This window comes from Citrobacter sp. CK195, assembly GCF_030333365.1.
GTDB classification, from domain to species: Bacteria; Pseudomonadota; Gammaproteobacteria; order Enterobacterales; family Enterobacteriaceae; genus Citrobacter_B; species Citrobacter_B koseri.
The window spans coordinates 854,251-869,440 of the sequence record NZ_JAOWGB010000026.1 but is presented as its reverse complement, the minus strand read 5'-3'; the positions used below and the strand labels follow the sequence as shown (position 1 = coordinate 869,440).

General features: G+C 55.9%; 13 protein-coding genes. 5 read left to right on the top strand and 8 right to left on the bottom strand.

Annotated elements, in window-relative coordinates:
- Positions 1 to 50 precede the first annotated feature (50 nt).
- The 5 genes from selA to OGX93_RS21425 all read left to right on the top strand — a co-directional run bounded on the left by selA (position 51) and on the right by OGX93_RS21425 (position 7,371).
- Entirely contained in the window at positions 51 to 1,442 is a 1,392-nt protein-coding gene (gene selA, locus OGX93_RS21445) for an L-seryl-tRNA(Sec) selenium transferase (protein WP_286448728.1), read from the top strand.
- Complete coding sequence (gene selB, locus OGX93_RS21440) at positions 1,439 to 3,286, top strand: selenocysteine-specific translation elongation factor (RefSeq protein ID WP_286448726.1); 1,848 nt, start codon at positions 1,439 to 1,441, stop codon at positions 3,284 to 3,286. The genes selA and selB overlap by 4 nt, the downstream gene beginning before the upstream one ends.
- 186 nt (positions 3,287 to 3,472) lie before the next feature.
- A complete protein-coding gene (yiaY, locus tag OGX93_RS21435) occupies positions 3,473 to 4,624 on the top strand; it encodes an L-threonine dehydrogenase (RefSeq protein WP_200075897.1) in 1,152 nt (383 codons plus the stop codon).
- A 215-nt stretch (positions 4,625 to 4,839) separates the two neighbouring features.
- Positions 4,840 to 6,378 (top strand): aldehyde dehydrogenase AldB, encoded by a 1,539-nt coding sequence (gene aldB / locus OGX93_RS21430; RefSeq protein ID WP_047460312.1) that lies wholly within the window; start codon positions 4,840 to 4,842, stop codon positions 6,376 to 6,378.
- A 579-nt stretch (positions 6,379 to 6,957) separates the two neighbouring features.
- Positions 6,958 to 7,371 carry a winged helix-turn-helix domain-containing protein gene (locus OGX93_RS21425; protein ID WP_012135723.1) on the top strand — a complete coding sequence of 138 codons (414 nt, stop codon included), beginning with the start codon at positions 6,958 to 6,960 and terminating at the stop codon, positions 7,369 to 7,371.
- An 84-nt stretch (positions 7,372 to 7,455) separates the two neighbouring features.
- On the opposite strand, the gene araD is transcribed toward OGX93_RS21425, so the two are convergent.
- From araD to yiaK, 8 genes are all read right to left on the bottom strand, one after another.
- Entirely contained in the window at positions 7,456 to 8,151 is a 696-nt protein-coding gene (gene araD, locus OGX93_RS21420; protein ID WP_012135722.1) for an L-ribulose-5-phosphate 4-epimerase, read from the bottom strand.
- A complete protein-coding gene (locus tag OGX93_RS21415) occupies positions 8,145 to 9,005 on the bottom strand; it encodes an L-ribulose-5-phosphate 3-epimerase (RefSeq protein ID WP_012135721.1) in 861 nt (286 codons plus the stop codon). The genes araD and OGX93_RS21415 overlap by 7 nt, the downstream gene beginning before the upstream one ends.
- The gene (gene ulaD / locus OGX93_RS21410; RefSeq protein ID WP_047460316.1) at positions 8,998 to 9,660 is read right to left on the bottom strand and encodes a 3-keto-L-gulonate-6-phosphate decarboxylase UlaD; all 663 of its coding nucleotides are present in this window, start codon (positions 9,658 to 9,660) and stop codon (positions 8,998 to 9,000) included. Before ulaD ends, OGX93_RS21415 begins: the two co-directional genes overlap by 8 nt.
- Positions 9,657 to 11,162, bottom strand: coding sequence for an FGGY-family carbohydrate kinase (locus OGX93_RS21405; protein ID WP_104868034.1), 1,506 nt, complete (start codon positions 11,160 to 11,162; stop codon positions 9,657 to 9,659). Before OGX93_RS21405 ends, ulaD begins: the two co-directional genes overlap by 4 nt.
- 90 nt (positions 11,163 to 11,252) lie before the next feature.
- Positions 11,253 to 12,572: an MFS transporter gene (locus OGX93_RS21400; protein ID WP_047460323.1), complete on the bottom strand. Its 1,320-nt coding sequence runs from the start codon at positions 12,570 to 12,572 to the stop codon at positions 11,253 to 11,255.
- 105 nt (positions 12,573 to 12,677) lie between these two features.
- Positions 12,678 to 13,607 carry a DUF4862 family protein gene (locus OGX93_RS21395; RefSeq protein ID WP_104868035.1) on the bottom strand — a complete coding sequence of 310 codons (930 nt, stop codon included), beginning with the start codon at positions 13,605 to 13,607 and terminating at the stop codon, positions 12,678 to 12,680.
- 22 nt (positions 13,608 to 13,629) lie between these two features.
- Complete coding sequence (locus tag OGX93_RS21390; protein ID WP_012135715.1) at positions 13,630 to 14,094, bottom strand: YhcH/YjgK/YiaL family protein; 465 nt, start codon at positions 14,092 to 14,094, stop codon at positions 13,630 to 13,632.
- 11 nt (positions 14,095 to 14,105) lie between these two features.
- A complete protein-coding gene (yiaK, locus tag OGX93_RS21385; protein ID WP_071259234.1) occupies positions 14,106 to 15,104 on the bottom strand; it encodes a 3-dehydro-L-gulonate 2-dehydrogenase in 999 nt (332 codons plus the stop codon).
- Between the last annotated feature and the right edge of the window lie 86 nt (positions 15,105 to 15,190).

Here is a 15,190-nt window from a genome sequence, read left to right as displayed (position 1 = left end):
CGATATCCCTCTCCGCACCGGAGGGGGCCACCAACAGCCAGGCCTTTTTCATGACAACCGAAACGCGTTCACTCTACAGCCAGCTTCCTGCTATCGATCGCTTACTGCGTGACAGCACTTTTCTCTCTTTACGTGACACCCACGGGCATACCAGGGTGGTGGATCTGCTTCGCCAGATGTTGGATGAAGCAAGGGAAGCGATTCGCGATACGCAGGCGCTGCCCGCGTGGTGCGAGAACTGGGCGCAAGAGGTGAATATCCGGCTGGCGAAAGAGGCGCAAAGCGCGCTGCGTCCGGTGATTAACCTGACGGGAACGGTGCTGCACACCAATCTGGGGCGAGCGCAGCAGGCGGAAGAGGCGATTGACGCGGTGACGCAGGCAATGCGCGCTCCGGTCACACTGGAATATGATCTGGATGGCGCCGGACGCGGGCACCGCGATCGGGCGCTGGCGGATCTGTTATGTCGCATTACCGGGGCGGAAGACGCCTGTATTGTGAACAACAACGCGGCGGCCGTGTTGCTGATGCTGGCGGCGACGGCGAACGGTAAAGAGGTGGTGGTATCGCGTGGCGAACTGGTGGAGATTGGCGGCGCGTTTCGTATTCCTGATGTGATGCGTCAGGCGGGCTGTACGCTGCATGAAGTAGGCACCACCAACCGGACTCACGCGAAAGATTATCGTCAGGCGGTGAATGAAAACACCGGCCTGTTGATGAAAGTGCATACCAGTAATTACAGTATTGAAGGCTTCACCAAAGCGGTGGATGAGGCAGAGCTGGCCGCTATTGGGCTGGAGCTGGATATCCCGGTGGTGGCGGATCTGGGCAGCGGTTCGCTGGTGGATCTCAGTCAGTACGGCTTGCCGAAAGAACCGATGCCGCAGCAGCTGATTGCCGCAGGCGTCAGCCTGGTCAGCTTCTCTGGCGACAAGCTGCTGGGCGGGCCGCAGGCCGGGATCATTGTCGGCAAGAAAGAGATGATTGCGCAACTGCAAAGCCACCCGCTGAAGCGGGCCCTGCGTGCCGACAAAATGACGCTGGCGGCGCTGGAGGCAACACTGCAACTTTATCTGCACCCGGAAGCGCTGGCGGAGAAACTGCCGACGCTGCGGCTGTTAACCCGCAGTGAAGCGGCGATTCAGGCGCAGGCGCAGCGGCTACAGACGGCGCTTGCCGCACGCTTTAGCGCGGAGTTCGCGGTAAACGTGATGCCTTGCCTGTCGCAGATCGGCAGCGGTTCGCTGCCGGTTGATCGGCTGCCCAGCGTGGCGCTGACCTTTACGCCGCATGACGGGCGCGGAAGCCGTCTTGAGGCGCTGGCGGCTCGCTGGCGCGCGCTGCCGGTCCCGATCATTGGCCGAATTTACGATGGTCGCCTGTGGCTGGATATCCGCTGCCTTGAAGACGAGACCCGGTTTATGGAGATGATGTTGAAATGATTATTGCAACCGCCGGACACGTTGACCACGGAAAAACAACGCTATTACAGGCGATTACCGGCGTGAATGCCGATCGTCTGCCGGAAGAAAAAAAACGCGGTATGACCATCGATCTGGGGTATGCCTACTGGCCGCAGCCGGATGGCCGCGTACTGGGATTTATCGACGTTCCCGGTCATGAAAAGTTTCTCTCCAACATGCTGGCGGGCGTGGGCGGTATCGATCATGCGCTGTTGGTTGTCGCCTGCGATGACGGCGTGATGGCGCAGACCCGCGAGCATCTGCAAATTTTACAATTGACGGGTAATCCGCAGCTTACGGTTGCGCTGACCAAAGCCGACCGCGTGGACGACGCGCGAATCGAAGAGGTGCGGGAAGAGATTCTGGCGACGCTGGGCCATTACGGGTTTGCCGACGCGACGCTGTTTGTCACCGCTGCGAATGAAGGGCGCGGTATTGAGGCATTGCGCGAGCATTTACGGCAGTTGACGGGCCGCGCGCATCCCGGCCATCAGAGCTTTCGCCTGGCGATCGATCGCGCGTTTACGGTGAAAGGCGCAGGGCTGGTGGTGACCGGTACGGCGCTCAGCGGCGAAGTGAACGTTGGCGATACGCTGTGGCTGACCGGTGTGAATAAGCCAATGCGTGTGCGCAGCCTGCATGCGCAGAATCAGGCGACTGAACACGCTCATGCCGGACAGCGTATTGCGCTGAATATCGCGGGCGATGCGGAAAAAGAGCAGCTTAACCGTGGCGACTGGCTTCTCTCTGACGTACCGCCGGATGCCTTTTCACGCGTCATCGTTTTGTTAGAACATGCTGCGCCGCTCGTGCAATGGCAACCGCTGCATATTCACCACGCCGCCAGCCATGTCACCGGACGCATTTCCCTGCTGGAGGGCACGCTGGCGGAACTGGTGTTCGATACGCCGCTATGGCTTGCCGATAACGACCGGCTGGTATTACGCGATATTTCTGCCCGTACCACGCTTGCTGGCGCACGCGTGGTGACGCTCAACTCGCCGCGTCGCGGTAAACGTAAACCGGAATATCTGCAATGGCTGTCGGCGCTGGAAAACGCCAGGGATGACAGCGCCGCGCTGGCGACGCATCTCGAACGCGGCGCGGTGAATATTCCTGATTTCGTGTGGGCGCGGCAGCTCAACGGCGACGGCATGCGCCAGCTTATTGAGCAGCATGGTTTTATTCAGGCGGGTTACAGCCTGTTGAACGCCCCTGTCGCCGCGCGCTGGCAGCGTAAGATTCTGGATACGCTCGCGATGTACCACGAACACCATCGCGATGAACCCGGCCCGGGGCGCGAGCGTTTGCGGCGCATGGCGCTCCCGATGGAAGACGAAGCGCTGGTGCTGCTGCTCATCGACCGTATGCGTGAAAGCGGCGTGATTCACAGCCACCACGGCTGGCTGCATTTACCGGATCACAAAGCCGGTTTCAGCGACGAGCAGCAGGCCGTCTGGCAAAACATTGAGCCGCTGTTTGGCGACGACCCCTGGTGGGTGCGCGATCTGGCGAAAGAAAAGGGCGTGGACGAGCAGGTTATGCGACAGGTGCTGCGACAGGCGGCACAGCAGGGCATGATTACCGCGATCGTGAAAGATCGTTATTACCGTAACGATCGGATTGTCGCTTTTGCGAACCTGATCCGCGAACTGGATCAGGAGAGAGGCTCGACCTGCGCCGCTGATTTTCGCGATCGGTTGAATGTTGGACGAAAACTCGCCATTCAAATTCTGGAGTATTTTGACCGGACAGGATTCACGCGCCGTCGCGGAAACGATCATTTATTACGCGATGCGTTATTATTTCCGGCAAAAGAATGATACGAATTATTAAAATAGAAAATGAATTAATACAATTGTTTTCTTGAATTATATAAAGCACAGCAGGCGATGAACCTAATGTGCTTTTTTATATTTTATAATGGGAAAATAACAACAGCGATCATATTTTCACGACAGGTTCATCCGTATGCTGCCAGCCTTATTTCAGTAATTAAGGATGGTACAATGGCTGCTTCAACATTTTTTATTCCTTCCGTGAATGTAATCGGCGCTGGTGCATTAAAAGAAGCAATGAATACTATGGCGGAATATGGTTTTCGCCGTACATTAATTGTCACGGATAGCATGTTAACAACATTAGGCATGGCTGGAGATATTCAGAACGCGTTGCAGGAACGCGATATTTTCAGCGTTATTTATGATGGCACGCAGCCGAACCCGACCACCGAAAACGTGGCTGCCGGGCTGAAACTCCTGAAAGAACACGGGTGCGATAGCGTAATTTCGCTGGGCGGCGGCTCTCCGCACGACTGCGCGAAAGGCATCGCGCTGGTGGCGGCGAACGGCGGCGACATCCGCGACTATGAAGGTGTGGATCGCTCCGCGAAACCTCAGCTACCGATGATTGCCATCAACACGACGGCGGGAACGGCATCAGAAATGACCCGCTTCTGCATCATTACCGACGAAGCGCGCCATATTAAGATGGCGATTGTGGATAAACACGTTACGCCGCTGCTCTCTGTGAATGACTCTTCGTTGATGATGGGGATGCCAAAATCGCTGACCGCCGCGACCGGCATGGATGCGTTAACCCACGCCATTGAAGCCTATGTTTCTATTGCCGCAACGCCGATTACTGATGCGTGCGCGTTGAAAGCCATCTCTATGATTGCGGAAAACCTGGCGATTGCCGTGGAAGAGGGCAGCAACGCGCAGGCGCGCGAAGCGATGGCCTATGCGCAATTCCTGGCTGGTATGGCGTTTAACAATGCTTCTCTGGGCTATGTCCACGCGATGGCGCACCAGCTCGGCGGCTTCTACAATCTGCCGCACGGCGTATGTAATGCGGTGCTGTTGCCGCACGTTCAGGTATTTAACAGCCAGGTCGCGGCAGGCCGTCTGCGCGACTGTGCGGCTGCGATGGGCGTTAATGTAACCGGGATGAGTGAAGCCGACGGCGCGAAAGCGTGCATTGACGCTATCCGTCAGCTGGCGCAGCAGGTCAACATTCCGGCGGGTCTGCGCGACCTGAATGTGAAAGAAGAAGATATTTCCGTGCTGGCGACCAATGCGCTGAAAGACGCCTGTGGCCTGACCAACCCTATTCAGGCGACCCACGACGAGATCATGGCGATTTACCACGCGGCGATGTAATTGAGTGATTGCCGGATATACGATACGCATCGTGTCATTCCGGCGTCATGCCCGATGGCGCTGTGCTTATCGGGCCTACACTGTGCGGTAAGGTGAAACGGCTTAAATATCCGCTTGTCTATATCGTGACCGCAGTCGTAAAGCAGTAAAAGGCTGGCGAAGATTTCGCCAGTCCCGTCTAACCTTTGTAGTACCCCTACAGTAAGGAGACGGTCATGACCAATAATCCCCCTTCAACGCGTATTCAGCCCGGCGAGTATGGTTTTCCTCTGAAATTAAAAGCCCGCTACGACAACTTTATCGGCGGAGACTGGGTCGCACCGGTAGACGGCGAGTATTACCAGAATCTGACGCCGGTGACCGGGCAACTGCTGTGTGAAGTCGCCTCTTCCGGCAAAAAAGATATCGATCTGGCGCTGGATGCCGCGCATAACGTGAAAGAACAGTGGGCGCATACGTCCGTGCAGGATCGCGCCGCGATTCTGTTTAAGATTGCCGATCGCATGGAGCAAAACCTGGAACTGCTGGCAACGGCGGAAACCTGGGATAACGGCAAACCCATCCGTGAAACCAGCGCCGCCGACGTGCCGCTGGCGATCGACCATTTCCGCTATTTTGCGTCCTGTATCCGCGCACAAGAGGGCGGTATCAGCGAAGTTGACAGCGAAACGGTGGCCTATCACTTCCATGAACCTCTGGGCGTGGTGGGGCAGATCATCCCGTGGAACTTCCCGCTGCTGATGGCGAGCTGGAAAATGGCCCCGGCGCTGGCGGCGGGGAACTGCGTGGTGCTCAAACCTGCGCGTCTGACGCCGCTTTCGGTTCTGTTGCTGATGGAAATCGTTGGCGACCTGCTCCCGCCGGGCGTGGTCAACGTCGTGAACGGCGCGGGCGGAGAGATCGGCGAATATCTGGCGACGTCGAAGCGGATCGCGAAGGTGGCGTTTACCGGTTCGACGGAAGTCGGGCAACAGATCATGCAGTACGCGACACAGAACATTATCCCGGTAACGCTGGAGCTGGGCGGTAAGTCTCCCAATATTTTCTTCGCCGATGTGATGGATGAAGAGGATGCGTTTTTCGACAAGGCGCTGGAGGGCTTTGCGCTGTTTGCCTTTAACCAGGGCGAAGTTTGTACCTGCCCGAGCCGCGCGCTGGTACAGGAGTCCATTTATGAGCGCTTTATGGAGCGGGCCATTCGTCGCGTCGAAAGCATTCGCAGCGGTAACCCGCTCGACAGCGTTACGCAGATGGGCGCGCAGGTCTCCCAGGGTCAACTGGAAACCATCCTCAACTACATTGATATCGGTAAGAAAGAAGGCGCGGATGTGTTAACCGGCGGACGGCGCAAGCAGCTGGAAGGAGAGCTGAAAGAGGGCTATTACCTCGAACCGACCATCCTGTTTGGTAAGAACAATATGCGCGTCTTCCAGGAGGAGATTTTTGGCCCGGTGCTGGCGGTGACGACCTTCAGGACGATGGAGGAAGCGCTGGAACTGGCTAATGACACCCAGTACGGGCTTGGCGCCGGAGTCTGGAGTCGTAACGGCAACCTGGCGTACAAAATGGGGCGCGGTATTCAGGCGGGACGCGTATGGACCAACTGCTATCATGCTTACCCGGCGCATGCTGCGTTCGGCGGCTATAAGCAGTCGGGGATTGGCCGCGAAACCCACAAAATGATGCTGGAGCATTATCAGCAAACCAAATGTCTGCTGGTGAGCTATTCCGATAAACCGCTGGGGCTGTTTTAAGCGCCGTATAACCACGTTGCCGGATGGCGGCTTCGCCTTATCCGGCCTACGGGAAATCGCACATGTAGGCCCGATAAGCATAGCGCCATCGGGCATGAGGTTCGCCTTATCCGGCCTACGGGAAATCGCACATGTAGGCTCGATAAGCGTAGCGCCATCGGGCATGAGGTTCGCCTTATCCGGCCTACGGAGAACTGCACATGTAGGCCCGATAAGCGCAGCGCCATCGGGCAGATTTGCCGGATAGAGTGAAGCCGCTGTTCGGTCGTAGGGAACCCGTCGCAGGATTATTAACTGTAATTTGAGATAAATATATAATATTTAATTGTCACATGCACCGGCCCTGTCTATTTAGCTTATACTGCTAATCGTTTGTCTTTAGTAATTACATTAATTTATACAAATATTTTTTTCAGCTATTAAACCTATACCCCATCAGAAAGGTGTGGGAAAAGAGTTGTGTCGGTTAACTATTGAAAATAAATTGCTTTTTTTTACACTTGAGGCTTACACAATAATCAAGGAGGAGGTGAACATGAGCAGGTATCTCTGGTTTAGCTCAACGTGAGTATCTAAAGTATGGAATATCAGTTACATGGATTTATGATTGGCAGGGAAATATTCCTTGATATTAACGAAGCTCGAATTTTCCGGCTGCCGGTTAATAAAATGGATAGCGTCATCTCTTTCTGTGGAGTGTTTTTTAATCGGACAATGCTCCATCTGTTTGTTTACCTTTTGGTCAATGCACGTTCTCAATATGTCTCAAAGGATGAATTACTCATCAACGTTTGGGAAAAAAATGAATTATGTGCTTCCACGCAGCGTTTATCTAAAGTCGTCAAAAATCTAAATAATAAATTAAGTCTGCTGGGGCTACCGAAGAATTCAATTGTCTGCGTGAAAGGAAGTGGATACATACTGGCACTGGATGATATTCAACCGCTTTATAGTGTGGTGGACAATGTAGATTATCAATACCGATATCGCTGAGGTCAGTAACCGTTTATTCCGTAGCGTGATGTCGCCTTCGGATTCTTACCCTGGACGTTTTACGCCCAGGGATTTTTTTATTGTCTATTGCCCGTAATAGGCGTTCGCGCCGTGTTTACGCAGATAATGTTTGTCGAGCAATTCTGGCTGCATATCCGGTAGCTGCGGCGTGAGCTGGCGGGAAAACAGCCCCATATAGGCGCACTCCTCAAGCACCACGGCGTTATGCACGGCGTCAGCGGCGTCTTTCCCCCAGGCGAATGGCCCGTGTGAATGGACTAATACCGCCGGGATCTGCATTGGGTTCAGACCGCGTTCTTCAAAAGTTTTGATGATTACCTCGCCCGTCTGGTATTCGTATTCCCCTTTAATTTCCTCCACGGTCATCAGCCGGGTACAGGGGATTGCGCCATAGAAATAGTCGGCATGCGTGGTGCCCCAGGCGGGCAGGTCAAGACCCGCCTGCGACCAGATCGTTGCATGGCGGGAATGGGTATGTACAATTCCGCCGATCTGCGGATAACGACGATAGAGCGCCAGATGCGTCGGCGTATCGGACGAGGGCTTTTTGCTGCCTTCAACGACCTTGCCGCTGGCGATCTCCACCACCACCATATCGTCGGCGGTCATGACGTCATATTCAACGCCGGAAGGTTTAATGACCATCAGTTTTCGCGTTTCATCGACGGCGCTGACGTTACCCCAGGTGAATGTCACCAGATGGTGTGCCGGAAGCGCCAGATTGGCTGCCAGCACCTCGGCTTTTAACTGCTCTAACATGTGAATCCTCCTTCCTGCATACGCGCTTCTATCCAGCGCCGCGCCTGGATAATTTCCAGCACCGGCTCTTTGGCCTTTTCCGTCCACATCTCAATCAAAAACGCGCCACGGTAGTTCAGCTCATGCAGCGTTTTGAAGATGCCTACAAAATCCACGCACCCTTCACCGAACGGCACGTCGCGGAACTGACCGGGGCTGTTCTCGGTCACCGGCTGCGTGTCTTTCAGGTGGATGGCGGCGATGCGGTCAATACCGAGCTTCAGCTCAGCGGCGACGTCGTTGCCCCAGGCGCTGAGATTGCCGACATCCGGGTAAACGCTAAACCACGGCGAGGCGAGCAGCGCGTCCCATTTTTTCCATTTGCTGATGGAGTTCATAAAGGCGGTGTCCATGATCTCCACCGCCAGCATCACCTGCGCCGCTGCGGCTTGCTCCACCGCCCACGCCAGCCCTTCGGCAAAGCGTTGTTGCGTACCTTCGTCATGTTCTTCGTAATAGACGTCATAACCCGCCAGTTGAATGGTGCGGATACCCAGATCGCGCGCCAGGTGAATCGCTTTGGTCATGATGTCGCGCGCCCGCTGGCGTACGGCTTCATCGCGACTGCCGAAGGGAAAGCGACGATGCGCGGACAGGCACATTGACGGGATGGCCACGCCGGTTTCCAGCATGGCGGTCACCAGCGACGCCCGCTGCGTGGGGCTCCAGTCCAGGCGCGACAGGCGTTCGTCGGTCTCATCCACCGACATTTCGACAAAGTCAAAGCCGCAGCTTTTCGCCAGCACCAGGCGCTCCGGCCAACTGAGGTCTTTTGCCAGCGCTTTTTCATAGATACCTAACGGATGATTACGCATGCTGCTCTCCCCAGATGGCGTTAATTTGCGCGTGGAACCCGGCAGCAACCTGTGCCGGATGCGCCGCCCCTGCCAGCGCGCGTCCGGCGATAAATGCTTTGACGCGAATATCTTTAAACAACGGCAGATCGGCAGGCGTAATGCCGCCGGTAATCGACAGCTCCAGACCGATATCAGAAAGCGCCTTCATCCGCGCCAGATCCGCGTCTCCCCACTGCTGTCCGCTGGCCTGCGCGTCGCGCCCACGGTGGTAAATCGCCTGGCGTACACCGGTGCGATACCAGGCGCGGGCATCGTCCAGCGTCCAGTTGCCGAACAGCTCCATCTGAATTTCACCGCCGCAGGATTGCGCGACGGCATGGCCTTTTTCCACCGTGGCGAGCGGCGCCGCACAGATAATCGTCATCCAGTTGGCGCCTGCGGCAAAAGCCTGCTGCGCGAGCGTTTCACCCGCATCGGCCACCTTCCAGTCGGCAACGATGATTTTATCCGGGCACTGGGCGCGCAGCGCTTTCACCGCGCCCAGCCCCTCGGTTAAACAGAGGATGGTGCCAGCCTCAACGATATCGACGTGGTCCTGTAACAGGGCGACATCGCGAAGCGCCGCCTGAAGGTTGGTGTGGTCGAGCGCCAGTTGCAGTAATGGTCGGCTCATAATGCGTGCTCCTTAATGCGGGCGTGGTAGCCCTGTAATGCCTGAATCAAATCCTGGTATTGGCGGTATTTGCGCTGATAAAGACGGTGCGCGGCCATGTCGGGCATCAGCGTGCGTACCGGGTGCCGTAAGGCGTGCTGAGCCTCGCTGAAACTGCGATATACGCCGGTGCCGACGCGGGCGGCGAGCGCGGCGCCAAAGCAGCCGGTCTCTTCAACCTGCGGCAGTTCGATGCGCAGGCCGCTGACATCCGCCAGCATCTGCATCCAGACGTCGGAGTGCGCCGGGCCGCCGGTTACGCGCAGGGTGTGAGCCTCAGTAAAGCGTTCGCGCATACGGTTGAGATGGGTCATGTGGCTGAACACCACCCCTTCGTAAATGGCCTGTAGCAGATGCGCTCGGGTATGCAGCGCCTGCATGCCGTAAAAGCCGCAGGTCATCTCCAGCCCGGCATTGCTGCCGTACAGAAACGGTAGGAAAAAGAGTTCGCCGCTCGCTTTCGGCAGGCTGGCGACGGCCTGGTTGATCTCGTCAAAAGAGAGTTCGCCCCATTGGGCGGTAAACCATTCAAGATTGCCGGATGAGGTAGGGCTGGCTTCGTGAACGATGTACTGCCCGTCGTTGACGTAGCGGCCATAGACATAAGGGTGCGCTTCGTGGTCGCGCAACCCCTCGGTGATCCCGCTGGTCACCGCCCAGGTGCCCATCACCGCGTTGAGGGTGAATTCATCTTCAATACCGGCGCAGAGCGCGGTGGAAACCACGTCAAACAGACCGCCGACGACGGGCGTGCCCGCCTTCAGACCGGTGATGGCGGCTGCCTGAGCAGTGATCTCCCCGCATATTTCGGCTGACTCCATAATGGGGGGCAGCGCATCGTCGATTTCACTGATGCCCAACCATTGGGTCAGGCGCGGGTCATACTGCCCGCTGCTCATGTTGTAGAGGTTGGACTCAGAAATGTTGCTCTCTTCGCACCCTTTTATGCCGGTTAAGTGCCAGCGCAGATAGTCATGCCCCATCATCACGCAGCCAATTTGTGCGTAACGTTGAGGGTCGTTCTCTTTAATCCAGCGCAGCAGAGAGGCGGGATGCCCTGTCCACAGCGTCTGACGGGTAACGGGGTAAAGCTGTTCAGGAATGCCGTCCTGCTGCCAGCGCTGGACAATCTTCAGCGCCCGGCGGTCGGAAGAGAGAATGGCGCTGCCCAGCGGCTGATCCTGCCTGTCGAGCAGAAACAGTCCTTTACCCTGAGCGGAGATACCGACGCCTTTAATTTGCTCGCCGGAGATGCCTGTACGCTGCAAAAGCCCGGCAATGGTGGCTGCGCACTGTTGCCAGAGCTGGTGCATGTCGCGTTCGGCGTAACCTGGCAGTGGCGTTGCCGTCTGTAACGACTGCCGGTTGATCCCATGCTCATGACCTTTGGCGTCATACAAACCGGCTTTCAGATAAGTACCGCCACAATCGATGCCCAGCCAGAAGGCCTCTTTCTCTCTCATCTTTCATGTCTCATTTTTGCCGGATGGCGCCACGCTTATCCGGCCTACGGGTTTTGTAGGCCCGGTAAGCGCTGCGCCCCGGGCATGGTGTTACGCGGCGTGTTTACGCGGACTCATTGTCTTTGCCGGTGTCGAACCCGCATCGCATTTCGCGGGCAGCAACAGCGCCAGCAGCGCGGCCAGCGCCAGGGAGATCGCCAGGCAATAGACGCCCGCATCTTTGCTGTACAGCGTGATCAGTACGCCAACCGCGTAGGGGCCGCAGAAGCCGCCGAGGTTGCCAAGCGCGTTGATAACGCCGCGTGCGCCGCCCGCCATCTCGGCGCTGAACAGACGTGCCGGGATCGTCCAGAAAACGCCCGCCGCCGATTGCAGGAAGAAACCGCAGCCGACCAGCGCGGCATAGGCCAGCCAGATTTGGTTTTTCAGCGCCACCGACAGGAACATGCACAGGGCGAAGCCAATCAGCGGCAGGCAGACAAACAGTTTGCGTTTACCCGTGCGGTCGGAAAGGAAAGAGAACAGGAACATCCCGGCGATCGCGCCGACGTATGGCAAAATGGCGAGCATACCGACTTGCCCCATGCTGCTGTGGGTCAGCTCTTTGAGAATGGTTGGCAGCCAGAGGGTGTAACCGTAAATCCCGGTCTGATAGAAGAAGTTCAGGGCGATAAGTTGCCACATGGTTTTGTCGGAAAGGACCGCGCTGAGAGAGGCGTTTTTGACTTCGCTTCCGGCAATGGCTTTCTGTTCTGCGGCGAGGGTTTCCACCAGATAGTTTTTTTCCGCCCCGGAGATCCAGCGGGCTTCCTGCGGCCGGTCATAAATGGTGTACGCCCACAGCACCAGCACGACGAGAGAGAGCAGACCTTCAATAATGAACAGCCAGCGCCAGTCGAGTACGGTGATGATCCAGCCGGAGAGCGGGGCGGTGATAATCCCGGCAATCGGCACAAACATAATCACAATGGCGTTCGCACGACCGCGTTCAGCGTCCGGGAACCAGTTGCTGATCATCGTCAGTACGACGGGCAGCATACCGCCTTCCGCCACACCCAGTAAGAAACGCAGGGCAAGCAATTGATACTGGTTGGTGATTAAGCCTGTGAGGACGGAAATAACCGCCCAGGCAACCAGCGACCAGCCGATAAATTTCTTGCCGCTGCCGTGAACGGCGATTTTGCCGCCGGGAACCTGTAAGAACAGATAGCCGATGAAGAAAATCCCGCCAGCCAGACCGGCCATAGTGGCGGAAATACCTAATTCGGCATCCATTCCGCCAGGCATCGCGAAAGCAATATTCACGCGGTCCATATAAGAAATAATACAGGTAATCAGAATGGGCGGAATAATTCGCAGCCAACGCTGACGAGGTATATCTTTTTCTGTAGGGCGAGAGGTCATATTCATCTTCGTATTCTCGTAAAGTAAGTATTCTGGCGATGAAAAGTAAATTATTTAATGCCTGATGACGTTTTGCTTATCAGACCTACGCCGCCATCCGGCAACGTCTTATTATTTGGCGTTATTTAATGCCGTAATGCCGTCGCGTAATATCGCTACGCGGTGACTGACGTCGGCATTAGCGTTAATTTCCAGTAACTTAATACCCATGAATTGCAGAACGTCTGTTCCTGCGCAGGTCAGTAATTCACGGGCATGTTCTTGCGTCATCATGCTGTCAGGGCAGAAAGGCGCGAAAGGCGCATGTAAATCCTGCCATTCGCCGTATTCACCGCTTTGCGTTGTACCGGAGAACATCAGCGCGCCGAGTTTACCGGCCTGTTTTACCTGCTGCGTATGGGTCAGTGGCAGGGTGGTGTTGCGTCCTTCAATGGCGGAACGCGCCCAGTTAATGCAAACGCTGATGTCGTAGTCGGCAATCACCTCCAGCACGTTGTCCAGAGGCAGGAATCCTTTGCGCGGCGCGGCGCTGGTCATCGCGTCGCAGTGTTCCAGCACCAGGTCGCACGGCCAGTCCCAGCCAGCGATCTCTTTCACTGAACGGGCAAATGCGTCCGTTGCCTGCGCGACGTTTGGGTTATCGGCCAGCGGTGCGGCGTGCAGCTCAAGTGCGATCACTTTCCCGGCGCTTGCCGCGTTGATTGTCGTGATCTTCTGGTAAAGGTGGCGATAGTACGCCACACAGGCCTGACGCTGATCTTCATTGCTGGAGGCCAGCCCAAAGCCGCGGTTTTCACCGCGACGGCGCATGGTTTCCATAATCGCCGTCACGACGATTTGCCAGTTGCCTGGCGTATGGCGCAATAACCACGCGTCGCCGAGTGGGTGAAGATGTTCAAGGCAGGGTTGCTCCAGCCCACGAATATCAGGAGTATCGGAGAGTTGCCGCCAGAATTCCTTCTCTTCCTCTTCACTCTTTTGGTGAAATGAGGGTGCACAGGGATACGCACCGATAATATAACCGGTATTGTTCGTTTTCATGTTGTGCTCCAAAGATAACGTTTTATAAAGCGGATATTGCCACTTTAACGACGATTTTCCGTATGGGTGTCGCGACCGTTTTATTGCAGCCAGGGCGATGAACATCCTGCGGGAAAAAAATAGCGTAGCTTCCCGGAACCATTTCAAAGAAAGATTCATGTTCACTGTCGTGATAGAAAATAATATCGCGCTGTTCTAATAACGATTCGCTGATTTGGTTATTACCGGTGTCGATGGCAACCCCTATTTTTTCTTCACCCCAGGCGAGAAACTGAATATCCAGATAACGGCGATGAACTTCTGGACGGTTTTCAGCCGCAGTGCGGGTGGTTAAATCAATTATCTGGGCAAAAATATTTTTGCCGTCGATTTCCACCACCCCAGGGTCCAGCGTGCGAAAGTCGGTGGTGCGTAAGAAATCGAGCGCCTTTTCAATCGCGTCTGGCAGACGACACGGATTGGGCTGTGCGATATGTCCAAATATCATGCTATGCCTCCTTACAGCGCCTGGATTTTGGCCCATACGCTGTCATCGACGGTGATGCCGTTGCGGCGATTCTCATCCCGCAGCCGGGTAAATTCGTGGCCTGGCAGACGGATTGCCACGTTCTCATCGGCGCGCTCGGCGGTAGTGACGAAATCCATAATGCGCTGGAGTTTGGCATCGCGCGTGGCGCCATCAATCAGCTTATCGACCTCAATAGCGATGAAGATCTGCGAAACGCCGTATTCGTCGCTGTTTTCCTGAGTAACTTCGGCAACGGAAGCGCCGTCGGAAAGCAGGGTGGCGATCATATCCAGCACAATCGACAGACCTGACCCTTTCCAGTAGCCCATCGGCAAAATGCGGCGATTTTTTTCGATCACGCCAGGTTCTTTGGTCAAATTGCCTTCATCGTCGAACCCGCCGTCTACCGGCAGCTCACGTCCCGCCAGCCGGTTTACCTCTAACATGCCGTAGGAGAACATCGACATCGACATATCGATCATGGTGATTGGCGATGAAGGGATGGCGACGATCAGCGGGTTCGTGCCAATGCGGCACTCTTTTGACCCCCACGGCGGCATCACGGCGATAGAGTTGGTCCAGCAGATGCCGATGTAGCCTTTTTCCGCCGCCTGCCAGCCGTAGCTGCCGCCGCGCATCCAGTGGTTGGCATTGCGTAACGCCACCAGGCCGATGCCGTGGTCGGAAGCCAGTTCAATGGCGCGATCCATCATTTTTTTCGCCGTCAGATTGCCGATGGATCGCTGAGCATCCCACTGCTCGATGGCGCCAAGGCTGGTGATGCGCTGCGGTCTGGCATCAGGAATGATGTCGCCATTATCCAGTTGCTGAATGAAACGGGGAAAGCGATTCACGCCATGCGAATAGACGCCGGATTCTGTAGTACGGGCAAACATCTCTGCACAGGCGTCAGCCGTTTCCGCCGCAACGCCGCGCGCCAGCAGCACCCGATTGAACGCCTCTTTTAACTGCTCAAAAGTTACTTTCATTCCTGCTTCTCCCGTTTATTTTTGACCGCTTTTTTATCTTTAAATTTCACTATGCGAAATCTGATTTCAAATATAGCGATCAAATT